The following is a 22072-nucleotide window of genomic DNA, read 5'->3' as shown; positions in this document are numbered from 1 at the left end:
CCGTTCTTATCAAATTATCATCAAATAAAGGTATCTGGTGCCGTTCCCTATGGATACGACCCTGACACCTTCATTATAAGCAGAAAAAGAGGAGACAGGCAATGATTTTTGCATATTTACGTCGAAACCTGATGAGGTTACGGGTGTATCTCCACATCCGCTGAGTAAACCTTGGTCACCGAACCGTCTTCTTTGCGCACAAGCAGCACACCGGCTTCATCAATTCCCTCCGCATATCCGGTCAGCGACCCCTGTAGGGTGCGAATGGTTACATTTTTACCGGTAGTAAGCGCAAAACGTTCCCAACGTTCCTTTATCGGTGCAAACCCTTCTGCAAGATACAGCTCATATAACACTTCAAGACGTTCAAGGATTTGCTGAATGATCGGCACCCGGCGCAGCGCTTCTCCCTTGACGATACGCAGTGATGTTGCTACATCACGCACATCATCCGGGAACTGTTCTGCAAGCGTATTTACATTCAGCCCCATGCCGATAACAAGCGAATGAATACGGTCGGACTCCGCATTCAGCTCAGTTAGAATGCCGCACACCTTCTTGCCGCCTACAAGAATATCATTAGGCCATTTAATTTGCGCATCGATCTCGCAAAACTCACGCAGCGTCTCTACAATAGCAACCGCTGTAAGCAGAGTAAGCTGGGGGCATTTCTGTAATTCCAGTTGCGGACGAAGCAGTAGACTCATTGAAATGTTCGTATTCGGCGGCGAATACCACACCCGGCCAAGTCTCCCTTTTCCGCCAATTTGCTGATCAGCAACGACAAGCGTCCCTTCCGGTGCATCTGCTTTGGCCAACTCCTGGCATTTATTTTGCGTGGAATCGATAGATGCGTAGTACTTTACATTCTGACCAAGCGTATGTGTTGCAAGACCTGCTTTAATCTCTTCGGCAATCATTACATCCGGTGTAGAGAGAAGACGATAACCGGAACGGCGTACCGCTTCAAACACATAGCCTTCCTCCCGCAGCTCCTCAATATGCTTCCATATCGCTGTACGGGAAACACCCAGCCGCTGACTAATCTCTTCTCCCGAAAGAAATTCATCTTGTGCCTGCTTAAACATCTGCAGCAAGCTTTCACGTATTTTCATCTAATATCATCCTCGCTCGGAGTAGTAACGCCTGCTGCTCATTTTTCACTTGCCCCTTGTTTACATGAAGCGCAAGCTGAACCAGCAGATCTCGAATCCATGGGCCGCCCTGCCTTCTCATCTCCCGCTGCAAATCGGCTCCGTTAATCGCCAGCTCCTGCAATGAACGCACCTGCATCGTCTCATATAGATGCGAGAGGTCGGGCATATGACGTTCAGTTCCCGATTGGATTCCGTATAATGTCCATGCCGCAGATACCGCTTCAAATCCGGTCTCCACCAGCCATTCCATAAGCTTGTCCGACGCAGTAGATTCCTGCATTTTAAGCATCAGGGCAACCGTCTGCTGGCAGGCTTTGATGAGCTTCTTCTCACAGCGCAGCGTGCGCAGAATTGCCTCAACTTCCGTCTCCCGTCCACAGATAAGAAACAGGTACGCCCACCGCAGGACAAGCCCCTGCGCAGCACGCAGCTTCGCATTCTCTTCTGCGCTGAATACCTGCTTCTCCTCTAGCAGCCGATTAATGCCGGGCATATGTGCGGCAAGGCCTGTTGCACATGCATATGTGACTGTATCGTCCGGATACAGTCCCGCAAGCGCTTTGTTCCATTCCGCACTGATACGCTCAACCGCAACATAGCCGATGTCAGCAGCCTGATGACAAATCGCTTCATATGTAGATGGATCAATCGTAAATCCAAGCTGACTTGCAAAGCGTAGGCAGCGAAGCATACGCAGCGCATCTTCTGCAAAGCGTTCTTCCGCGCGACCTACCGCCCGTATTAAGCGGGCCTGCAAATCCTGCTGCCCGCCAAACGGGTCTACGACATTCCCCCGCAAGTCAAGTGCCATAGCATTTACCGTAAAATCACGGCGTGCCAAATCCTCTGCAATATCTGTGACAAATCGCACTTCATCTGGACGCCGATGGTCTGCATATCCGCTCTCCGTCCGAAACGTTGTTACTTCAAGCGGAACACCATCCTCAAGCACCGTTACTGTTCCATGGGCAAGCCCTGTAGGAATGGTTCTCGCAAACAGGGCCATCACCGCATCCGGCCTGGCTGACGTTGCAATGTCTAAGTCATGCACAGGCCGTCCAAGCAATGTATCGCGCACGTATCCACCAACGAAATAAGCTGTGTGACCGGCCTTCTCAAGTGTGTACAATACGTGTTCGCCCGCCTTCATTACCTGCTCATTCATCGCTTAGAACACGTCTCTTCGGCCAGTACGCGCCGATAAATCGCTTCGTACTGACGGGTAATTTCTTTATGGCAAAACGTATGATACGCGCGCTCCATCGACTGGCGGGAGAGGCGTTCATACAATTCTTCATTCGTGACAAGCTCAATCGCCTTCCTAGCCATTCCATCTATATCTCCAATCGGCAGCACAAAACCGGTGGCTCCATCACACACTACTTCAGGCAGCCCCCCGGCATCGCTTGCTATGACAGGCTTTCCGCATGCCATAGCCTCCAATGCTACAAGTCCGAAGCTCTCTTGTTCTGATGGCAGCAGCATGACATCGGCCATGGACAGCACGCAGGCAATATCCTCCTGCTTCCCCAGAAAAATAACATCCTCACGCAAGCCAAGCTCCTCCGCTAGATCACGAACGACAGGAAGTTCAGGCCCTTCACCAATCATCAACAGCTTTGCCGGTACCTGCTGCTTAATCTGATGAAAAATACGCACCACATCATCTGTTCGCTTAACGCTGCGGAAATTAGAAATATGAATAAATACTTTTTCCCCGCCGGGCGCGTACTCTTCACGCACATCACACATATCACGCGGATAATACTCTCTTTTATCGATGAAATTATAGACCAAATCAATCGGCTTTTCCACCTGCAGCACTTCACGCGTCTGATTAATCAAGCTTTGGGAGACAGCTGTCACCGCATCGCTTTGTTCAATTCCAAAACGGATAATATCTTTAAGCGTATGATCGTAACCAAGCACAGTGATATCTGTTCCATGCAGCGTCGTTACAACCTTCAGACGATCTCCTACCATCTGTTTGGCCAAATAAGCAGAAATCGCATGCGGCACCGCATAATGGACATGCAATACATCTAGATTCTCCATCTGGGCGACTTGTGCCATCCTACTTGCCAGCGTCAAATCATACGGTGGATACTGAAACACTGAATAACTATTTACATCCACTTCGTGAAAATAAATATTCCGGTAGTATTTGCCAAGACGAAACGGCATTCCTGAGGTAATAAAATGAACCGTATGCCCTTGTTCGGCCAGCAGCTTGCCCAACTCCGTTGCCACGACACCGGAGCCGCCTACGGAAGGGTAACATGTAATTCCGATTTTCATCGTTCGCTCCCTCTCATGATAGGAAGTTCTTCAACAACAGCGGAGTGTGGCTGACAAACCCTTCGGCATATGCAACGCCGCCAGCTTGACCAAACACATACTCCCTGGCCCGAACCCGTTCAAGATATCCTTCGGTCAACGGGGTCGCCACTGAATCAGGCGCCTTCTCAAACTGTGAACGGTAAGCGCCAAGCGCTGCCATCTTCGCTTCCATCTCTTCACTAATATCAACTAAAAACTGCGGCTCGGTCTGCCCGTTAATGAAGTAAGCAAATACATGCTCTACTCTATGAGCAGGCGCAGCCTCCTTACCCTCGATTTCATACTTGCGGATTTTTGCATTAAATACCGCTTCACGCACCACTACGCTGCACATTCCATGATCGGGATGACGATCCTCCCAATAAGGCATTAATACAATACGTGGACGATAAAGGCGGATGACGTGAGCGATCGCTTCAATCTGTTCCTTATTAGGAGAAAGCCCTCGATCAGGCAACCCAAGATTAAGCCGCGTATGAATACCAAGCACCCGTGATGCCTCAGCTGCCTCCTGCTGCCTCCGCTCTACCGTGCCGTTCGACGATAACTCAGCATATGTGAGATCACAAATACCGGTACGCTTCCCCTCATTAGCCCATTTGCGGAGCAATCCTCCTGCTCCGATCTCCACATCGTCCGGATGGGCTCCAAAAGCTAGTGCGTACAGCGCTTCCGGCAATTGTTCAGTCATGTGCGATCCTCTCCTTTGTATTTATGGACAGATTCACGCCAGGAAAAGTTCCCCTGTGCAAGCGCATGAATCAACATTTCTGCTGTTGCAATGTTTGTAGCAAGCGGAATACTGTGGACATCACACAGACGAAGCAGGGCCGTTACATCTGGTTCATGCGGCTGGGCAGTCAGAGGATCACGCAAGAAGATGACCAAGTCCATCTCATCCTGGGCAATCAAGGCTCCAATCTGCTGGTCACCGCCCATCGGGCCGGACAACACACGATGAACAGTCAGACCTGTTGCTTCCATTATCTTTGTTCCAGTCGTACCGGTGGCATACACAGTGTGGTTCGCTAACGTATCACAGTAGGCGATTGTAAAGTTAACCATTTCGCTTTTCTTATTGTCATGAGCAATGAGTGCGATATTCATTAGGCTCTCCCTTTTATACCATGATATTTTCTAAGCCGTAAATCAGACCTTTATGTTCCATTGATTTTTTGATTGCCAGATTGACACCCGGCATGAATGACTCACGATTAATGGAGTCGTGACGTATGGTCAATGTCTGTCCAACCGCACCAAAAATTACCTCCTGATGGGCAACAAGGCCCGGCAGACGCACGCTATGAATGCGGAATCCATTGTAATAGCCTCCGCGTGCACCTTCAATGGTTTCCTTTTCTTCCGGATGACCTTGCTTGATTTCATTGCGTGCCGCTTGAATCATCTCTGCTGTTTTTACCGCAGTTCCGGATGGAGCATCTAGCTTTTGATCATGGTGCTGTTCGATGATTTCAACATGCGGCATGTATTTGGCCGCTTCCTGCGCGAACTTCATCATCAGGACTGCGCCAATCGCAAAGTTTGGCGCAATGATACCGCAAATCTCCCGCTCCCGGCACAGCTTGTCTAACTCTTCGATATCCTGTGGTGTAAATCCGGTTGTACCGACCACTGGGCGGACACCAAGCTCAATTGCTGTCAGCATGTTTTGCTTCACAACATGCGGTGTAGTGAAATCAACGAGTACATCCGGGCGATACGTCTCTAGGGCTTGTCTGAGATCGGGCACGAAAGGCGCTGAGAGGCTGCCTATTCCAATCACCTCACCAACGTCTTCCCCATCATATTTAGGATCAATACCGCAGACAAGCTGCAGTGAATTATCCTTGCTAATCATTTTGACCGCCTCTGAGCCCATCCGTCCGCGCGGACCCGCTACTGCTACACGAATCTGTTCCATTGTTATGTCCCCTTTTTTGATTTTTTCTCCAGCATCGCTTGTTCTCTGCAGCGTGCAAGCAGCCGCTTTGCAAGTTCCGATTCAGGATCTAATCGCACTGCTTGACGGGCAGCTTTACGCGCTTGAATGTAATTGCCCTGTAAAAAATAGGCATAGGCCATAATATAATGCGCCCGTACATACAGTGGATCTAGATCAATCGCCTGCCTGCTTAATGTAAGCGCTTGAGGGATCTCTCCTTGCTCTATATACTGCGCTGCTTCTTCCGTTACCTGGCGGCATACGAGACGTTGATGCTGCAGCATAAATTTTTCGTTTCCCTGATCTAGAACCAACGCCTGCTCAATTGCCCGTATAGCCAGTATCAACTGCTGATTCCTTGCATATGTAACGGAAAGTTTGAAATAGTATGACGCATTAGTCGGTTCGCACTGAATTGCCTTCTCGAATGCACGAACCGCTCGTGCAAAGTCGTGATCAAACAATGCACGATATGCTTCTTTTACATATTGTTTTCCCGCTAGCTTTTTCCCCGTATCCATTGGCTCACATCCCAGTTTAGCCTATGGTATCTAGTATATGTACAATCCGTTTACTCGGTGTCGATTTTTGTCCACCGATCTTTATCGCGCGTATTGAACTTATGCATCATGGCGTGAAATGATTTATCTAAATCGATATTGAGCGAGTTGGCAAAGCACACAAGAATGAACAAACAATCTGCCAGTTCCATATCAATTGTATTCTCTGCTTCATCTTTTCGCTTCGGTTTTTCGCCATAATAATGGTTAACTTCACGCGCAAGTTCCCCGGCTTCTTCTGTTAAGCGAGCCATAAGAGCCAATGGCGAGAAGTATCCTTCTTTAAACTGTCCAATATATTCGTCGACCGTACGCTGCATCTCAGCAATGGTCATGGACTTCGCCTCGTCTGGCATGATAACTCCCCCTTTTGTAGCAATATATATGGTATGTCATTCTTATGTTACCGCAGAGGTGGAAGATTGACAAATTTCTCGGTATAATAGCTATGATTCTGCACGTACTACGCGAAACTCAGGACTTACTACAGGAGGACAATTATGAAGTATCATCTGCGTAATATTGTAGCCATCCTGCTCGGCTCGGCGATTATGGGCTTTGGGATTAACTATTTCAATATCGCCAACCGCCTGGCGGAAGGCGGCATTACCGGGATTACCCTGCTGTTGAAATACACACTCGATTGGGAGCCCGGCCTTACGAATCTGGTGTTAAACATCCCGCTCCTGTTCGTTGGATGGAAGCTTCTCGGACGGCAATCAGCCGTTTATACGATTATCGGAACGGTGGCTGTCTCATTTTTCCTCACAATTTTCTCGCCTTTTCGCCATCCGATGGAGAATGACACGCTGCTTGCCGCATTATATGCCGGGGTAACCGTAGGGCTTGGTCTTGGAATTGTCTTCCGTTTTGGCGGCACAACCGGGGGCGTTGACATTATGGCACGACTCGTTAACAAGTACATCGGCTGGAGCATTGGGCGAACGATGTTTATTTTTGACATTTTCGTTATCGCTCTGTCTCTGTATTATTTGAACCTTGATCTGGCGATGTATACGCTCGTGGCGTTGTTTGTGGCGGCACGCGTCATTGATTTCGTTCAGGAAGGGGCCTATGCCGCTAAAGCCATCATGATTATCTCTGATCATGCCGTCGATATCTCACAGCGTATTATGCAGGAGATGGGACGAGGCGCAACCTTATTGAAGGGACGAGGCGGCTATACAGGGCTTGATAAAGAGGTACTGTATTGTGTGGTCAGCCGCAATGAAATTGTTCGGTTCAAAAATCTTGTTCACCGCACAGACCCGCATGCCTTCATTATTATTAACGATGTGCACGAAGTGTTCGGTGAAGGATTCACACTCGATGAGCAGAAAAAGCCGCTGCAGAAATAACAAAAAAAGAAGCATGCGCTAGTGCGTGCTTCTTTTTTATTTCGTTTCGCTTACGGCTCCCTGTGCTTGCGCTTTTTTGCTTCCTGCTCCGCCCGGTACTTTTTCCACCCTACATAGCCAAGTGAGGTAAGAACAATAGAAGCAAAAAGCGAAATGATAAGAAGCGGTGATTCCGGCGGTATACCCGGTGCAAATGTGGACTGATCTTCACCGATAAAAATAATATCAACAAGCCGATTCAGTTCAGTCAGGGCATTCGCCATCGCTTCCCAGTTATAATCCGCCTTTCTTGTCTCCTGTAAAAGAAAGCTATAAATCGAATGCAGCATCTCCATCTGCTGGATCGAGATGGAAACGGTAAGTGCCGGCTTTAACGTTTGATATAATTGAAGATTTTGTGCAAAGGCACGCGAGAACTCACCCTGTTTACGACTGGCTGATAGAAGCATCATCTTATTCACATGCTCTTGATAGGAACTATAGTAGTTCTTCCATAAAGGCTGCTTCTCATGCGTCAAACTATCAATCGACAGCCGAAGCTGCAGAGCGTGCCAGAGCAGTCGGTTTGGATCTGCTTCGGCTGCGGTAAACGCACGTTTGGCCTTAATAATCGTATCTGATAATGCATTGATCGCTTCAATTGATAAGCCTTTAGGCGGTTTTGTTTCTGCAAACAGGCGCCCTAGTTCCTCAAGCTTTCCCTTGACTTCCGCATACTTCCCTTCTTTCGTCCATTGATACACATCTTGCGATAGCACGTCCATCTTCTGATATACTGACATCGTCTGCTCCGGTACTTTTGCGGAGAAGACGCGTTGGTCTAACACAGACCATACCGTATAAAGAACCGCGCAGAGGAATACAACACCCATAAGAACCATGATTTTTTTCACGACTCGTCCTCCCCTTCTTACCACATATGTATGAAGTAGAGGACAAGGATATGTTTATGAATTTCTTCTGCGCTGATAGAAACGCGTCAGCATATAAATCAGCACAAGACTGAATACGCTTAAACCTGCTGTGAGAATGCCTACAATATGATCGTACGGCTCCAACTCGTTCGCAAGCCATGGATGAATATCAAGTGTATAATCCAGTACGTCGTTCATAAGTGTCCACGCCGCCACATAGAGAATATGACGGAGCCGTAACGTATAAAACCGCGCGTATAAAAGAGATTCGAGCGCCATACCCCCATGCGAGATCATCAGCATATAATGCTGCCAATTAAGCTGATCTCCCATCGCTGCTCCACCTATAATCGCCGCGACTGCCCACACGCCGTATTTGAAGTTCGTTACCGCAGCAAACGCCTCAAGACCCGGGATACTCCGTCCAACAAGAAACGCAATAAGCACAAGCGTAAACAAGGTGCTTGCTGTCGGGCTGTCAGGAACAAAAATACGCAAAAACGCAGGGGATGTCATCTCCAACTGATAAGCATACCAGATGAATCCATATGCCGATCCAAGACCATTAATTATAATCATTGTCCAGAGAAACCACGGGGCTCGAAGGGAAGCAATAAACCAATTCCATGCTGTTGTCATTTTTGTTCATCCTTTATATGTATACTCTCCATATGTATCATACTTTGCTTCACGTAAAAAAGCCAGACGGCGGACCGTCTGGCTCTTCTCTTACTTCACTGTTTTCAAATACTCAACCATGGAGCTCATCTGTTGATCAGACCAGGTAGCGCCCAATGCCGGCATCCCACCGCGTCCGTTCTTCAGAATATCCACAACACCTTCCGGCTTCAGCTTATCGACAACGCCAGCCAAGCTTGGTGCCATACCACCCTTTAAATCTTGACCGTGGCAAGCCAGACATTGATTTGCCAGCGTTTTGCCTTCTTCAGCTGTGCCCCCGGTAGGAACCGTAGCAGCACTCTCGCCGCCTTTATTCGCGTCGCCACCTTCTGGCTTTGGCGCTTCGGTAGCCGGAGCTGAAGTACCGCCAGCTGCTGCACCCTTGCCATCACCTTTGAGGCTGGCAAGATACTTCACAAGCTGGTCAAGTTCTTCCGGAGAACCATTGAACATGCCCGCCGGCATCGTTCCTCTACCGTTTACGATCACATCATGAATTGCTTTTTCATCAAGACGGCTTCCAACATCCCACAATGCAGGACCGTTCGCACCTTCCATATTGCCACCATGACATCCCTGACAGCTTGCTTGCTTCGTCCAGATCTCATCCGGTTTAAAATCAGCCGGCGGCTTTGCAGCGGCTGCACCGCCAGCCCCCCCACCAGCAGCTTTTGGATGCAGGCGATTGTGTTCGTCAATGGCCGCCCATGTTAGATAGAAAATACTTACGATAGAAAGAAGCATCAGCGTCGTCGCTACCGGACGCTTGGACGGCTTGCGCTCCGGCGATGTATCAAGCCACGGAGCAAGCAATAATGCGCCAAACGCAATCCCCGGCACTACCACTACCCCAAATACAACCCATTCACCGGATTGCCATGGATATTTCAGCAATTGGTATAAGAACAAAAAGTACCAGTCCGGAAGCGGAATGTAGCTTGCATTGTTAGGATCAGCCTTCGTTTCCAACGGTGAAGGATGACTAACGGTAAGGATAAGGAACGCGATCAAAACAACCGCGGCAACCATCCATTCTTTCAATAAGAAGTTCGGCCAAAACGCTTCGGATTTGCCCGGAAACTCTGCATAAGACGGAGCAATGTTCGGCGTTCTCTTAGCGGGTACACGTGAGTCGCCGACATACTCTATCGTCTTGTCGTGCTTTGCCATTGAATTACCCCCCTTGTCAATGGATCGTACTCCATCTTATAACGGTCCAGAGATTCCCTGTCTCCGAATCATAATAAAGTGTGCACCCAACAGAGCAAATAACGCACCCGGCAGGAAGAACACGTGAATTGCAAAGAAGCGTGCCAGCGTTTCGGCACCGACAATCGGCCCGCCCTGCAGCAGCGTCTTAATAAATACCCCAATAAACGGAACCTGCTCTGCGATTTGAATACCTACCTTGGTTGCAAAATACGCTTTGTTATCCCAAGGAAGAAGGTATCCTGTAAAGCCCAGTCCGATCATCACGCCGAAAATCAACACCCCAACAACCCAGTTTAATTCACGCGGACGCTTATAGGCTCCTTGGAAGAATACCCGTAACGTATGTAAGAACATCATAACAATTACTAGACTAGCACCCCAGTGATGCATACCCCGAACGATAACCCCAAATGCTACTTCGTTCTGCAAGTATTTAACGGATTCATACGCATTGATGATATCCGGAACATAATACATTGTTAGGAACATACCGGACAAAATCTGAATAACAGTAATAAAGAATGTAAGTCCACCAAAACAGTAAACGAACGCGGAAAAGTGATGAGCCGGATTTACGTGCTCGGGCACTTCATGGTCCGCAATGTCACGCCACATCGGGGTAACATTGAGACGCTCATCCACCCAATCATACAATTTGCGGATCATGCTACATTATGCCCCCTCTGCAATCTTGTTTGGCTTAACCTCACCGAGCAGCACTTTTCCGTCTTTCACTTCGACGTCATACTGATCGAGCGGCTTCATTGGCGGTGTACCCGGAATGTTTTTTCCATTCTTCTCATAGCGGCCTAAATGGCACGGGCAGAAGAACTCGTTTTTGTGCTTCTCATCCCCATTCCAGTTCACCATACACCCCAGATGTTTACAAACTGGTGAAAGCGCAATCACTTCATCGCCCTGCTTGTACACCCAAGCTGTTAAAGGAGTCTCCTGTTCGCCGGTCCACACGTCAACAATTTTCTTTTTAAAACTAATACTTTTTGGCTCTTCGGTAATATCGCCTACGCTTGCGACAGGAACTTTTCCGCCAGCGGCCTCCGCTTTTTTCAAAGCCGGATCAATCGCGAACTTTACCATCGGCGCCAACATCCCAGCTGCTAAAAACCCGCCGACTCCAGTAAGACAATAGTTGAGGAATTGCCTTCTGGATACCCCTTTGTTGTTACGTTCACTCATGCTCTCTAACCTCCTATCCTTATGATAACGTCCGCACGGACGGCCACATTACCACACATCTTTACTAGGACATAACCATCATAATTGAAGGGTTATAGACTGTCAAGAATTTGAAACAGAGGAAACCTTATCATTACCCGTGCCATTGTACTTATTGTTATACAATATTCACAATTTAACACCTATATTTTTTGCCAATGTTCGACACAAAGCTTCAGAATACGATTGCTTTCGCTTAGCGCTTTTTCAAGAAATATTTTTGTATCCGCTTTCTCTTCTGGAGGCGCCGAAATCAAATGGGTATGAATACCTTCTTTATTCATCTCTTCAGCAGTGAATTTATCATTCGTAACGACTAGATGATAGGGAAAACGACTAGATAATGCATGAATATTTTGCTCTATGAATTGCAGGGTAAGCCGGCTGTTCCTCTCTTGTTTTCCTGCTACACATAAGGGTTGGAACAAAAAGAGACGCCCTGTCAACTGTCTTTCTGCATATCCGCAGACCCTCTCAAGCCAAAATTGGTCTTTAATCCAACCTTCATCCCAATTTTCCCCAGATACACTTACTGGGTATAAAAGCGTATCTACATATTCTTCCATCCCAATCAACTGTTCCATATCTTCTACCTTCCAACGCATATGCCTATCCCTCTTTCTTTTGCTAGTGTACTCCGAACAACAAAAAACCCGGAGTTTCCGGGTTTTAGCTTACCATATCCATTATTTGTTTGCTACTTGCTCTCTTTACTTGCGAGCACCTTCTTCAATTCACCAGACAGCGATTTGAACTTTGCCTTATCGCCTTGTATTAATGCCTCATCAATATGCTTATAAAGTGTATCAATTCGATAGTTGCGAATAGCTTCATCTAGAACCATTTCTGCCATCAGGCTCAGTGTCGAAGGATTTACAATGCTTTGCTTTTGCTTTTCCATTTGTTTTCCCTCCATTCGATGTTGCACCGCTTATTTGATTTCTTTTAGGTTCGCTTGCTAACACGTGCAGTTCATGTACGTTTTATCTTTGTTTGAATATTCAGAAATATACAGTTTTAATCCCATTCAACTTCCTGTATCAGAGAAGAATATGGATGCTACTTTATCATATTCTCGTCCGCGAAATGTGTCCTTACTTAATTTACAATTTTGGTGTGTTGTTTACTAAAGATTTACCCCAGTTCGTAACCGTGTAAACAATAGAACTTTCTGCAATAACTCCACGCTGCAATATGCCTAGATGAACCATCATGGACAGAAGCCGACGGCGAATCACCTCTTTTTCAGTGTCGTAATAAAAGGGGCGAATCCAATCTTGAAGCGCCAGAATAAGACTTGCTTCCTCCATCCATGCTTCATCGCAAACGGCAGCAATAAATCTCCACAAACTCTCAATCACAGGAATCGCTTTTCTATACGACAGCAGCCAGAACGCGACAAGTTGTTCTGCAACCTCTTCTCTTAATCCCTTTTGTATTTGTTCTACTCCCATTTCTGTCAGCGTCAGCACATTTTCATCCTCTGTAAGCCACCGATGATGATACGCAAAATCGTACAATAGCGCCAAACGATCCGGATAGCTCCTGAATCTTCGGCCATATCCAAAACGCCATTCTTTGCTCTCGACCAAATTCTCACATACAGCCATGAGTTCCAATACTTTTTGCTGCTGTTTGCGATGCATAACTCCCTCTTTAGACAAAGGAACCTTGTGTTTCTGCACGTAGCCCAGCAGCTGTTGCAGGTCATAGACCATAACATGGGTGTCGTCGCGATAAAGAGCGGGCTTCGTATAATTACCATATGCGGCATCCTTCACTTCTTTTACAAAAATCTCCTGCCACTTTATGCGCAAATCATCCGGCATGACATACATGATCGCATACGATCTCTGCAAACGGAACAGCCAACCGTTCACCAGCATACGATTCAGCAGCTTTTCGTGCTCACCAGATCGTATCTCTTCCTTAAATGACTTTCGCGCGCGACTAAGAAGTGCTTCATAGGAATACTCTTTCCGCCTCTCAAATATGAGCGAAAGCAGAAAGCGTTTCTCCTCCCATACCAAACTTCCATGTACGTCCTGACAAAATGCAGCGGATGTTAATTGGCGGTGCAAACTTTGGATCAACTCGTGCTTGGAGTGGCGATTGCATGTAAGTCCGCAAGCAGAAGCCAGTTGATGGAGTTGTCGGATATCGGCATAGACAAGCGTATCAGCCAAATTCAAGCGGATTACTCCTTTCAGGATATACTGTTATCTGCCAGTATTGACCGAAAGAAAAATAACATATACCTCTATGTAAAGAAAATAATCAATAGAGAAGGGCAGGCATGCCATCCTTACGACATACCTGCCCTTCCTTTTAATGCTGGATTAAATTCTGATAACGCTGTTGTACATCCGCTACCGCTTCACCACTAGAGAGCACCTGTTCATAATAAGCGAGAGCGTCTTGTACTCTGCCCTGTGCCTCGGCCATGCGTCCCTGCCAATACCAATACGCCGGGTCTTCTTCGTCTATTTCACGAAGCTTCGCAAGCGTGGCTTCTGCCTCATCCCATTTTCTAAGTTCGATTACCAAGCGTAAATATCCCGCAAGCAGTTTCTCTTCTTCCACATGGATCGTAAGTGCACGCTGATAAATTGCCAAAGCCTGTTCCTTCATATTGAGCTTCCATAATGCTTCAGCAAGCAGAGAGTAAGCAGAGATATAATCTGCATCCTGCTCAATTAAGCGGGCCAGATGGCGAACGGCACGCTGCCAGTCCCCTAATTGATATGCCATCATTCCTGCGCCGTACAACGCTTCTATATTCCCCTCATCGTCTTCAATCTTTTCATAAAGCGCAAGCGCAGCCTCAAAATCTCCCTGCCTTGCAGCCAGGCGAGCCCTCTCAAGCAGGATTGCGGCTTCTTCCTCAAAACCTTCAAGAAGCTGCCATTTCGCCATCGCTCGCTCGCTTTCGCCTTCCTCTGCATATAACCTGCCTAATAGATACTGAATCTCTTCATTATCAGGCGCAAGCTCCACAGCCCTCTCAAAATAGCGGATGGCGACCTCGGTGAGTCCATCAATAAGGAACAGCTCGCCAAGCAACGCAAAGACACGGTAATCATCTGTGCCTGCTTCCTTTATCGGCAGCAGCACATCCATTGCTTCCTGAAGCCGATCTAAATCAATATAGAGGGATGCCCGGTATACACTCATCTCTTTTTGTATCTCAGCATCCCACTCTCCGCGCCGCACTTCCAATCTTTCCAATATAGCAAGGGCAGAATCATGATGGCCCAATTCATGATAAATATTCACAAGCTGCAGTCCGAGTACCGGATCATCTGGATGATTTTTTTCTACAGCTCCAAGTTCCATTAATCCGCTCTCAATATCTCCTGCTTCTAGCAATGCAATCGCTCTCTCAAGCTGCATCTCCCATTGTTGCCTCATGAAACAACCTCCCTATTTCCGTTCACTCTCCAACAAAAAGAAAAACCGTCCAAAAAGGAACGGTCAGTCTGCGTGTTTTTTCAAGCGTGAAAGCCAACTCATACTAACCACAATAACCAGTATACCAAACAATGCCGATAGCAAACCATAATGAACATGCGATGTCTGCTCTTTTGGAGGCAGATGGTAAGGGATAGGCTCGGATGCAGTAGCAATCACGCCGTATGAAATTGTCTGTGTTCTTCGCACGCCTTCGGTTGAAAAAGGAAGCGCTTCTGCAGATATAACCATATCTGTAGCCGCTTCAAAAGGATCTGGCTGCATCACTTCACTGAGCTGTTTGCCAAGCATAAATACCGGAAGAAAGCAGGCTAAAAGCAGCGCAATTGCCAATCCTGTCACCCATTTTTGTGTAGAAACAGGAATCTCCCTTGCACGCTCAGGAACCGGAGCAGCCCATTTATTCTCCTGTAAAATACGCTCCATTACTTTATTAGATACGCTTGTATCTTCATATGCGGCAGGCAAAATAGGAGAATGAAGCAGAGCCTGATTCGATTCTATGTAAAACGAGTATTCTTCCTCGCAGGCTGCACATGTTTCAAGGTGCTTCTCTACCTCTTGTTCTAACGCCTCAGAGAGCTTGCCTTCTGCATAGTCCGCAAGCAACCCCCGGACTGCTCTGCAGTTCATGGCTATCTCATTCCTTCCGCTTCATCAAATGACATATCAAACATATACGGCTCAAGCTGCTGCTTGATGCTGTGGCGCGCTCTAAACAAAAGGGACTTCACAGAACTGACCGTAGAATCGAGGATTAGGGCAATTTCTTTGTAATCAAGCTGCTCATATTCTCGTAAAATGAGGGCCGTACGCTGTTTTTCAGGCAGTTTATTAATAGCCTGCCGTACAAGATAAACCCGTTCGGTGCGCAGCAATTCCTGTTCCGGCAACTTACCTTCGGCGATACGTGCTGGTTGCTGCTTACTATCCTCAAGATAGACTTCAGAGTTCCGGCTCTTCCGCAATTCGCTCAATACGGTGTTGCGTGCAATCGTATATAACCAGGTCGAAAACGAAGCTTCTGCATCGCGGAACGAATGAAGGCTGCGAAACGCTTTATAGAACGTCTCCTGTGCCAGATCTTCCGCCATATCTTCCATATGATAACTTTTGAGCATATGAAGGATAAAGGCAAGAATTCTTCGTTCATATCGGTTGATGATCTCTGCATAATATTCTACCCGGCCGTCTTTGATCTCGCGAATTAACTGAGAATCGGTGCTAATCATCTGTTACCCCCTGTTGACTTCCGCCCCGTCTGCGCTACTATTCTATGATGTCATCACACAGCGCCGTTAGAGAGCTATATTACATACTTTTGTATCAGTTTCCGTAAAAATTAAATGCCTATTTCTTCTTCCTTTGGTATAGACGAAAGAAGGGGCCAAAAAAGTTGCAGGATTTCCAAAGAAATTTTTCTCAATAAGAAAAAAGTCTGCTTCCGTCCCCGGTACAAGCGCTCCTTTTTGCGGATACGCCCCAAATAATCTTGCTGGTTGACGGGACGCTGCATTCACCAACCGCTGCAAAGCCTTCTCTACTCCCGCCTTACACATATTGATAGAGGATATGTCATATGTCCCGAATTGCTTCCGTTCATAAGAAAGCTCTGCATTTCGGTTTACTTCCCATGTAATATAGCGGCTGCATGCCATTTTGCGTTCATTTACGCAGGCAAGCATGTCCGCCCGCTCATCGAGCACAAGCGGAATGCCTCTATATTCAAGCATAGAAACAAGCATAGGCAGATGCTCCGCTATCCACCGCTTCCTATCCCGTTCCGTACATTCGTCGGCAAAGGAGAGCTTAAGAGCTTTACGGCGACGTGCAAATCCATTCAAAAGCAATGACCAAAACGAACCTACAGGCTGCTCAGACGGTTGGAAAATCAGCTCCAGCATCGGTATAGGGTGAGCCAGCACAGCACGGATAAGTGATTCGTTCATGGAACGGTACGGAACACGCAGGCGTGTCCAATGGGCCAACCAGCTATTATGATGCATCGCCAATTCATAACCAAGCCTTGTACGCCAATTGGAATCATACGTGATCATAAGATCATCTACATACGAAGTAATGCCTTTTTTGCACCATTGTTCCTGTGTACTCTTTAATTCTTGTACACTCATCCTTTGGCTGCCAAGCGAAGTGCCAAAGTGAAAAAAACCTGGAAGCATATAGCACGCGCTGCCATCTATTTCTTTTATCGGCGGTTTTGGTGGAATATGTTCATGGATATAATGAATCATTTCATCTTTAATCCATACGTCAGCGGTAAAACAACGCTCTGGATTGACTAAGGTCGCACCGCGCACAATAAATTCCATCCTATCGCCCTCCATCCGTTTGTTTCCTTTCTGGAATAAAATAAAAAAATGCTGTCTCTTCACTCCGAATGAATCTCCCCAGCAGTACAAGTGTAAAACTGGCGAGCACAGCAATCGCATCTGTCCATGGGTATACAAAAAAAAGTAGGCGAATAGGCTCAGCAAGCAGGGAGCACCATCCTTCTGCAAAAGAATACAGAAGCGTATACTTCTGCGGCGCTATCTCCTGCATTTTTAGCCATCCATGCAGAAAAAAGGGGGCCTGCAAAAACAAAACAACCCCCATCTGTGCACGGCGTGACAAATACGCCCGATATTTTCCGTAATGTCCTAAAAACATGTACAGCACAAGGGTCACACCACCAAGGGAAAGCACCAGCATTTCATATACAAGCGCGCCCGTATCACTTTCAGGAAATAAACGATGTAATAGGTAAGGAAACAACCAGATTTTCACTATGACTAGAACGGCAACGGCAATAAGTGACAATACTCCATACCGTAGAAGCATGCCCGCCCTCCCCTCACAGATTTGCTGCACATTCTTCTTCTCTCTGCGAAAATTTAAAGAAAAAACAAGTGCCTGTCTTATTCCCATACATATGCAGCGTCGAAAAAAACATGTCCAGAAATTTTCCTGTTATAATTTGTCGATTGATTAGGGCTTTTCTAGAATACTGTGAGGTACTACAATGATAGATGTGACTGAATACGAAAAGCATCTGAGTCAAAAAACTCATCAGATGACTGGGTAAGGAGGGGTAGTCCGTGGAGGAAACAAGATTAATTCAGTTAATCCGGGAAAAACGGCACTCGATGCACACTCTTTATATACAGGCTAACAAGAATTTACGTGATGAGAAGGTGCTCGCAGCCAGCAAGGAAGTCGATCATTTAATCAACGCAGTGATGAAACACCGTATGTCTTGCCGTCAAAAAGTACACTGTTAACAGCAACGATTGTATATACAGAGAAAAATATATAAAACCAGGGAGAGATGTGATGGTACAGACTGAGCGCTCAGACTTTTCTTTTCATTCTTGGACCCTATTATTTTCACGCGAAAACCCCGAAATGATTACATGCACCACTTCGGGGTTTTTATATTTTCATATGATTTAATAGAATCTCTACACAAAAAAAAATCCGCTTCGGCACGTAGCGCAAAGCGGCATGGGAATTTCCCATATATGGATAGGAGTGGAGAGAAACCATACTATGATTCTAATTATATGATTTCTCTAGTAAAAGTCAACCCATTTATCTGACTTATTTTATTTTTTTAACACTTTATCTACTAATTTCTTGTAACGTTGAAAAGAAACCCGGGAAAGATACATTGATCGATTCCGCATTCACTATCATTGTCTCTCCAGCAGCGGCAAGACCTGCGACGGCGGCTGCCATACCAATGCGATGGTCTCCGTGACTGTCGCATACCGCACCAACTAGCGCAGACTTCCCATAGATCACCATACCATCATCCGTCGGTTCAATGCGTGCCCCCATCTTCCGCAGTTCTGCCACTACAGTATCGATGCGGTTGGTCTCCTTCACCTTAAGCTCCGCTGCATCTTTAATAACTGTAATCCCTTCCGCCTGCGTAGCAAGCACAGCGATAATCGGGATTTCATCAATCAAGCGCGGGATGATGGCACCACTGATCTCTATACCCTTGAGCGGTGCATAGGTTATTTCGATATCAGCAACCGGCTCCCCGCCCTCTTCCCGCTCATTATGCAGCACAACATCCGCGCCCATCTCCTTAAGCACATCGATAATACCTGAACGAGAAGGATTAAGTCCTACGTTTTGTACAATGATATGGCTCTCTGGAATGACCGCAGCGGCTACCAGAGGAAAAGCAGCCGAAGAGATATCACCCGGCACACGAATATGGCCTGGAGATACAAGGCGCTGTCCTCCTTGTACACGCACACCGCCCGCAAACGATTCCACCTGTACTCCAAAGGAACGCAGCATGCGCTCTGTATGATCGCGCGATAACTCAGGCTCATATACGGTCGTTTCTCCTACAGATCCAAGCCCTGCTAAAAGCACAGCCGATTTAATTTGAGCGCTGCTTACCGGAGAATGATATTCCATTCCTCTAAGCGTACCTCCTCGCACGGAAAGAGGTGTATATTCTCCATTCTGCCGCCCAGCAATATCTGCACCCATCTGGCGCAGCGGATCGGTTACCCGCTTCATCGGACGGCGCGCGATAGATTCATCGCCTATGAGTACACTGTGAAAAGGTTGGGTTGCAAGAATCCCCATGATCAGGCGGATGGTTGTACCAGAATTTCCAATATCAAGAATATCAGATGGCTCTTTAAGCCCGTACCATCCTTTGCCTTCTACCCGTACCCTATCACCCTCCTGCTCAATTACAATCCCCAGCTTGCGGAAGCATGAGATAGTGCTTAAGCAATCGGCTCCTGGAAGAAACCCTTCGATTGTTGTCGTTCCTTCCGCCAGTGCGCTGAACATCACAGCCCGATGTGATATCGATTTATCACCTGGAACCGTAATCGTCCCGTTAATCCGCTGGACGCCTTGAATAGTCGTCATTGTACATTCGCCCCCCCTATTCCCGATCATATACTCCGTATCCCCTACTCTCTAAGATACGGCTGGCTTCCTCCATGTCTTCATGGCTGCGAAATGAAATACGCAGCACCCCTAGAATGTCTTCTCTTGTCTCTAAAATACGTATATTCGTAATGCTGATACTCTCCTCACCCAGCAACGTCGTAATTCGACCAATCACACCAGGTTCGTCCGGAACGTCCACATACAAATCAAAATATGGCTGCAGCGCACCCTTTTTCTTCTCCGGCAATCCGTCCCGGAAAATACGCGCTTCCGCGAAAAACTGTTCAATCCCCTTGCCGTCTGCCCGCTCAATCAAATCAGAAATCCGGTCTAAGACCAGCTTCCAATCTTCTGCAAGCTGCTTCATCACCGGTCGATTATTCAATAAAATATCTCGCCACATCCCCGGATTGCTGGAAGCGATGCGTGTAATGTCACGAAAACCACCTGCAGCGAGACTGCGATACCAGTTCATCTCATCCTCGCTATTGTAAGCGGCAACCTGATTGACAAGGGCCGAGGCGATAATATGAGGAAAATGACTAATCGCCCCCACCACTTCATCATGTTTCTGTGCATTCATAATGATTACCTTTGCATGCGTCGGTGCCAGCAGGGCTTGCAGGTTTTCCACCACCTGCTGCGGTGTATCGACAGCAGGTGTCAGCACATAGTACGCATTTTCAAACAAACGATCATTCGATGCTTCTACGCCTGATTTATGCGACCCCGCCATTGGATGTCCTCCAATGAAATACACACCCTGACGCGCAAAGCCATGCGAATGATCCATAACGGACACCTTGGTGCTGCCGGTATCGGAAATAACGGCTCCCTGCTTGAGCGGCGTGTAGCGCAAAAATGAAATCAACTCCTGTAGCTTACCTACAGGAGCACATAGAAAAATATAGTCAGCCTGCGCTACCGCTTCGGCCAGATGGGTCGTTCCCTTATCGATAACGCCAAGTGAGTGAGCCATGCGTAAATTGTCTTCTACCACATCAAATCCGGTGATATGTACATCTTCATTTTTTTTTAGGGAAAGGGCCAGCGAACCGCCGATAAGCCCTACTCCCAAAATCGCAATCTCCATCATGCCTCTGCCTTCTCCTCCACTCTCTTAAAAAAAGGCCGCAAAAGCAAACATCCGATAGATGTTCTTATTGTCTTGCAGGAGCTAAGACTGATTTTAGCGCGGCCAGCATTTTCTCGTTCTGTTCCCTGCTTCCGATCGTTACGCGGATCGCCTGCGGGAACGCGCGAATAATCACGCCCTGCCTCAGCATCTCCTCGAATAACTCTTTCGAAGCTCTCTCTGGCATCATATATACGAAATTCGTCTCCGAAGGATAATAAGGGACACCAAGCGCATCCAACTCCGCATATACTTGCGCCAGCCCTTCCGCATTTGCAGTGCGGCATCTAGAAACAAACTCTTGATCCGAAAGAGCAGCTACCGCTGCCTTCTGGGCAAGATGATTAACATTAAACGGCTCACGAACACGGTTTAATTTATCGACAATCTCTGGCGATGCTATCCCGTATCCTACACGCAGCGCCGCAATACCATAAATCTTTGAAAATGTGCGTAGCACAATGATATTTTTGTAGGTAGCAAGCAAATCAATTGATTTGGGGAAGCTTGTGCTTTTTACATATTCTACATACGCTTCATCAAGCACAACCAGTACATGCTCCGGCACTCGTTCCAGGAAGCTGACAAGTTCCTCTTCTTCGATCATGAGCCCTGTGGGGTTATTAGGATTGCACACCCAGACTACACGAGTCTGTTCATTGATACGCGCAGCCATCGCATCTAAATCATGCGCTCCATTGATGCAAGGCACTTCAATTACTTCCGCCCCTTCAATAACCGCATTTGTTTTATAGACGGAGAATGTCGGCGCTGCCATGATCGTATTCACACCGGCTTCAAGATACGCACGGGCGATAAGCATAACAATCTCATCAGAACCATTACCAAAGATAAGACTCTGCTCCTCTACAGTAAGGAACGATGCCACTGCACTACGCAACTCCAAGCATGCACCGTCCGGATAGATCGGCAGCAGATCCAACTCTGCAATGATTGCTTCCTTTACTTTTGGCGAGCTGCCAAAAGGATTTTCGTTAGATGCAAGCTTAATGACCTCGGTTAGCCCTAACTCTCGCTTTACATCTTCAATCGGTTTGCCTGGTTCATATACAGGCAAGTTCACAATCCGGGTTTTCGGAATCATTCTCTCTCACCTCTTGTATTTTTCACTGTTTT

Annotated in this window: 26 protein-coding genes and 1 pseudogene; 2 read left to right on the top strand and 25 right to left on the bottom strand. The window is 47.1% G+C overall.

The window, feature by feature from the left end:
• Nucleotides 1-137 precede the first annotated feature (137 nt).
• From AB3351_RS08385 to AB3351_RS08350, 8 genes are read right to left on the bottom strand one after another with little or no spacing between them, the layout of a single operon-like run.
• Nucleotides 138-1115: a biotin--[acetyl-CoA-carboxylase] ligase gene (locus AB3351_RS08385; RefSeq protein WP_371146672.1), complete on the bottom strand. Its 978-nt coding sequence runs from the start codon at nt 1113-1115 to the stop codon at nt 138-140.
• Nucleotides 1102-2322, bottom strand: a complete 1221-nt coding sequence (locus tag AB3351_RS08380; protein ID WP_371146671.1) for a CCA tRNA nucleotidyltransferase — start codon at nt 2320-2322, stop codon at nt 1102-1104. Before AB3351_RS08380 ends, AB3351_RS08385 begins: the two co-directional genes overlap by 14 nt.
• Nucleotides 2319-3455: an N-acetyl-alpha-D-glucosaminyl L-malate synthase BshA gene (bshA, locus tag AB3351_RS08375; RefSeq protein WP_371146670.1), complete on the bottom strand. Its 1137-nt coding sequence runs from the start codon at nt 3453-3455 to the stop codon at nt 2319-2321. The genes AB3351_RS08380 and bshA overlap by 4 nt, the downstream gene beginning before the upstream one ends.
• A 13-nt stretch (nt 3456-3468) precedes the next feature.
• Nucleotides 3469-4188, bottom strand: coding sequence for a bacillithiol biosynthesis deacetylase BshB1 (bshB1, locus tag AB3351_RS08370; protein WP_371146669.1), 720 nt, complete (start codon nt 4186-4188; stop codon nt 3469-3471).
• The gene (locus AB3351_RS08365) at nt 4185-4604 is read right to left on the bottom strand and encodes a methylglyoxal synthase (RefSeq protein WP_371146668.1); all 420 of its coding nucleotides are present in this window, start codon (nt 4602-4604) and stop codon (nt 4185-4187) included. Before AB3351_RS08365 ends, bshB1 begins: the two co-directional genes overlap by 4 nt.
• A 13-nt stretch (nt 4605-4617) precedes the next feature.
• Nucleotides 4618-5418, bottom strand: a complete 801-nt coding sequence (gene dapB / locus AB3351_RS08360) for a 4-hydroxy-tetrahydrodipicolinate reductase (RefSeq protein ID WP_371146667.1) — start codon at nt 5416-5418, stop codon at nt 4618-4620.
• 2 nt (nt 5419-5420) lie between these two features.
• Nucleotides 5421-5960 (bottom strand): tetratricopeptide repeat protein, encoded by a 540-nt coding sequence (locus tag AB3351_RS08355; RefSeq protein ID WP_371146666.1) that lies wholly within the window; start codon nt 5958-5960, stop codon nt 5421-5423.
• A 50-nt stretch (nt 5961-6010) separates the two neighbouring features.
• Nucleotides 6011-6355 carry a nucleotide pyrophosphohydrolase gene (locus AB3351_RS08350; RefSeq protein WP_371146665.1) on the bottom strand — a complete coding sequence of 115 codons (345 nt, stop codon included), beginning with the start codon at nt 6353-6355 and terminating at the stop codon, nt 6011-6013.
• Nucleotides 6356-6499: 144 nt separating this feature from the next.
• Here AB3351_RS08350 and AB3351_RS08345 point away from each other — a divergent pair, with 144 nt between their 5' ends.
• A complete protein-coding gene (locus AB3351_RS08345) occupies nt 6500-7357 on the top strand; it encodes a YitT family protein (protein WP_371146664.1) in 858 nt (285 codons plus the stop codon).
• A gap of 50 nt (nt 7358-7407) precedes the next feature.
• Here AB3351_RS08345 and AB3351_RS08340 read toward each other — a convergent pair whose 3' ends face one another.
• The 14 genes and pseudogenes from AB3351_RS08340 to AB3351_RS08275 form a co-directional block, all read right to left on the bottom strand.
• A complete protein-coding gene (locus tag AB3351_RS08340; protein ID WP_371146663.1) occupies nt 7408-8250 on the bottom strand; it encodes a sporulation protein YpjB in 843 nt (280 codons plus the stop codon).
• Nucleotides 8251-8304: 54 nt separating this feature from the next.
• Nucleotides 8305-8910: a DUF1405 domain-containing protein gene (locus AB3351_RS08335; protein WP_371146662.1), complete on the bottom strand. Its 606-nt coding sequence runs from the start codon at nt 8908-8910 to the stop codon at nt 8305-8307.
• A 90-nt stretch (nt 8911-9000) separates the two neighbouring features.
• Nucleotides 9001-9369: a c-type cytochrome gene (locus AB3351_RS08330; RefSeq protein WP_371146849.1), complete on the bottom strand. Its 369-nt coding sequence runs from the start codon at nt 9367-9369 to the stop codon at nt 9001-9003.
• Nucleotides 9346-10122 (bottom strand): annotated as a pseudogene (locus AB3351_RS08325) (c-type cytochrome); the annotation flags it as partial. The pseudogene AB3351_RS08325 and the gene AB3351_RS08330, both read right to left, overlap by 24 nt.
• Before the next feature lie 36 nt (nt 10123-10158).
• Nucleotides 10159-10830, bottom strand: a complete 672-nt coding sequence (gene qcrB / locus AB3351_RS08320; protein ID WP_371146661.1) for a menaquinol-cytochrome c reductase cytochrome b subunit — start codon at nt 10828-10830, stop codon at nt 10159-10161.
• A gap of 6 nt (nt 10831-10836) precedes the next feature.
• A complete protein-coding gene (locus AB3351_RS08315; protein WP_371146660.1) occupies nt 10837-11361 on the bottom strand; it encodes a ubiquinol-cytochrome c reductase iron-sulfur subunit in 525 nt (174 codons plus the stop codon).
• 182 nt (nt 11362-11543) lie between these two features.
• Nucleotides 11544-12005 carry a hypothetical protein gene (locus AB3351_RS08310; RefSeq protein ID WP_371146659.1) on the bottom strand — a complete coding sequence of 154 codons (462 nt, stop codon included), beginning with the start codon at nt 12003-12005 and terminating at the stop codon, nt 11544-11546.
• A gap of 92 nt (nt 12006-12097) precedes the next feature.
• Nucleotides 12098-12301: an IDEAL domain-containing protein gene (locus tag AB3351_RS08305; protein WP_371146658.1), complete on the bottom strand. Its 204-nt coding sequence runs from the start codon at nt 12299-12301 to the stop codon at nt 12098-12100.
• Between the two features lie 202 nt (nt 12302-12503).
• Nucleotides 12504-13592: a hypothetical protein gene (locus AB3351_RS08300; protein WP_371146657.1), complete on the bottom strand. Its 1089-nt coding sequence runs from the start codon at nt 13590-13592 to the stop codon at nt 12504-12506.
• Between the two features lie 136 nt (nt 13593-13728).
• Complete coding sequence (locus AB3351_RS08295; protein WP_371146656.1) at nt 13729-14811, bottom strand: tetratricopeptide repeat protein; 1083 nt, start codon at nt 14809-14811, stop codon at nt 13729-13731.
• Nucleotides 14812-14874: 63 nt separating this feature from the next.
• Nucleotides 14875-15504 (bottom strand): anti-sigma factor family protein, encoded by a 630-nt coding sequence (locus AB3351_RS08290; protein WP_371146655.1) that lies wholly within the window; start codon nt 15502-15504, stop codon nt 14875-14877.
• Nucleotides 15505-15506: 2 nt separating this feature from the next.
• Nucleotides 15507-16103: an RNA polymerase sigma factor gene (locus tag AB3351_RS08285; protein ID WP_371146654.1), complete on the bottom strand. Its 597-nt coding sequence runs from the start codon at nt 16101-16103 to the stop codon at nt 15507-15509.
• Nucleotides 16104-16169: 66 nt separating this feature from the next.
• Complete coding sequence (locus tag AB3351_RS08280; protein ID WP_371146653.1) at nt 16170-17201, bottom strand: hypothetical protein; 1032 nt, start codon at nt 17199-17201, stop codon at nt 16170-16172.
• A gap of 1 nt (nt 17202) precedes the next feature.
• Entirely contained in the window at nt 17203-17712 is a 510-nt protein-coding gene (locus AB3351_RS08275) for a hypothetical protein (RefSeq protein ID WP_371146652.1), read from the bottom strand.
• 257 nt (nt 17713-17969) lie between these two features.
• On the opposite strand from AB3351_RS08275, the gene AB3351_RS08270 reads away from it, so the two are divergent.
• The gene (locus AB3351_RS08270; RefSeq protein ID WP_371146651.1) at nt 17970-18152 is read left to right on the top strand and encodes a Spo0E family sporulation regulatory protein-aspartic acid phosphatase; all 183 of its coding nucleotides are present in this window, start codon (nt 17970-17972) and stop codon (nt 18150-18152) included.
• A 340-nt stretch (nt 18153-18492) separates the two neighbouring features.
• Here AB3351_RS08270 and aroA read toward each other — a convergent pair whose 3' ends face one another.
• The 3 genes from aroA to hisC all read right to left on the bottom strand — a co-directional run bounded on the left by aroA (nt 18493) and on the right by hisC (nt 22040).
• A complete protein-coding gene (gene aroA, locus AB3351_RS08265; RefSeq protein WP_371146650.1) occupies nt 18493-19776 on the bottom strand; it encodes a 3-phosphoshikimate 1-carboxyvinyltransferase in 1284 nt (427 codons plus the stop codon).
• Nucleotides 19777-19792: 16 nt separating this feature from the next.
• Nucleotides 19793-20896: a prephenate dehydrogenase gene (locus tag AB3351_RS08260; RefSeq protein WP_371146649.1), complete on the bottom strand. Its 1104-nt coding sequence runs from the start codon at nt 20894-20896 to the stop codon at nt 19793-19795.
• A gap of 64 nt (nt 20897-20960) precedes the next feature.
• Nucleotides 20961-22040 (bottom strand): histidinol-phosphate transaminase, encoded by a 1080-nt coding sequence (gene hisC, locus AB3351_RS08255; RefSeq protein WP_371146648.1) that lies wholly within the window; start codon nt 22038-22040, stop codon nt 20961-20963.
• Nucleotides 22041-22072 lie beyond the last annotated feature (32 nt).

Origin of the sequence: Aneurinibacillus sp. REN35, from assembly GCF_041379945.2 — a bacterium.
GTDB lineage: Bacteria > Bacillota > Bacilli > Aneurinibacillales > Aneurinibacillaceae > Aneurinibacillus.
Note: the sequence above shows the minus strand (reverse complement) of the source record. Positions and strands in the feature narration are given on the sequence as shown.

Excerpts from the sequence above, each read along its gene's own strand:
- AB3351_RS08385 (WP_371146672.1), bottom strand. The coding sequence starts at position 1,115 with ATGAAAATACGTGAAAGCTTGCTGCAGATGTTTAAGCAGGCACAAGAT.
- AB3351_RS08380 (WP_371146671.1), bottom strand. The coding sequence starts at position 2,322 with ATGAATGAGCAGGTAATGAAGGCGGGCGAACACGTATTGTACACACTT.
- bshA (WP_371146670.1), bottom strand. The coding sequence starts at position 3,455 with ATGAAAATCGGAATTACATGTTACCCTTCCGTAGGCGGCTCCGGTGTC.
- bshB1 (WP_371146669.1), bottom strand. The coding sequence starts at position 4,188 with ATGACTGAACAATTGCCGGAAGCGCTGTACGCACTAGCTTTTGGAGCC.
- AB3351_RS08365 (WP_371146668.1), bottom strand. The coding sequence starts at position 4,604 with ATGAATATCGCACTCATTGCTCATGACAATAAGAAAAGCGAAATGGTT.
- dapB (WP_371146667.1), bottom strand. The coding sequence starts at position 5,418 with ATGGAACAGATTCGTGTAGCAGTAGCGGGTCCGCGCGGACGGATGGGC.
- AB3351_RS08355 (WP_371146666.1), bottom strand. The coding sequence starts at position 5,960 with ATGGATACGGGGAAAAAGCTAGCGGGAAAACAATATGTAAAAGAAGCA.
- AB3351_RS08350 (WP_371146665.1), bottom strand. The coding sequence starts at position 6,355 with ATGCCAGACGAGGCGAAGTCCATGACCATTGCTGAGATGCAGCGTACG.
- AB3351_RS08345 (WP_371146664.1), top strand. The coding sequence starts at position 6,500 with ATGAAGTATCATCTGCGTAATATTGTAGCCATCCTGCTCGGCTCGGCG.
- AB3351_RS08335 (WP_371146662.1), bottom strand. The coding sequence starts at position 8,910 with ATGACAACAGCATGGAATTGGTTTATTGCTTCCCTTCGAGCCCCGTGG.
- qcrB (WP_371146661.1), bottom strand. The coding sequence starts at position 10,830 with ATGATCCGCAAATTGTATGATTGGGTGGATGAGCGTCTCAATGTTACC.
- AB3351_RS08315 (WP_371146660.1), bottom strand. The coding sequence starts at position 11,361 with ATGAGTGAACGTAACAACAAAGGGGTATCCAGAAGGCAATTCCTCAAC.
- AB3351_RS08310 (WP_371146659.1), bottom strand. The coding sequence starts at position 12,005 with ATGCGTTGGAAGGTAGAAGATATGGAACAGTTGATTGGGATGGAAGAA.
- AB3351_RS08305 (WP_371146658.1), bottom strand. The coding sequence starts at position 12,301 with ATGGAAAAGCAAAAGCAAAGCATTGTAAATCCTTCGACACTGAGCCTG.
- AB3351_RS08295 (WP_371146656.1), bottom strand. The coding sequence starts at position 14,811 with ATGAGGCAACAATGGGAGATGCAGCTTGAGAGAGCGATTGCATTGCTA.
- AB3351_RS08290 (WP_371146655.1), bottom strand. The coding sequence starts at position 15,504 with ATGAACTGCAGAGCAGTCCGGGGGTTGCTTGCGGACTATGCAGAAGGC.
- AB3351_RS08285 (WP_371146654.1), bottom strand. The coding sequence starts at position 16,103 with ATGATTAGCACCGATTCTCAGTTAATTCGCGAGATCAAAGACGGCCGG.
- AB3351_RS08280 (WP_371146653.1), bottom strand. The coding sequence starts at position 17,201 with ATGGAATTTATTGTGCGCGGTGCGACCTTAGTCAATCCAGAGCGTTGT.
- AB3351_RS08275 (WP_371146652.1), bottom strand. The coding sequence starts at position 17,712 with ATGCTTCTACGGTATGGAGTATTGTCACTTATTGCCGTTGCCGTTCTA.
- aroA (WP_371146650.1), bottom strand. The coding sequence starts at position 19,776 with ATGACGACTATTCAAGGCGTCCAGCGGATTAACGGGACGATTACGGTT.
- AB3351_RS08260 (WP_371146649.1), bottom strand. The coding sequence starts at position 20,896 with ATGATGGAGATTGCGATTTTGGGAGTAGGGCTTATCGGCGGTTCGCTG.
- hisC (WP_371146648.1), bottom strand. The coding sequence starts at position 22,040 with ATGATTCCGAAAACCCGGATTGTGAACTTGCCTGTATATGAACCAGGC.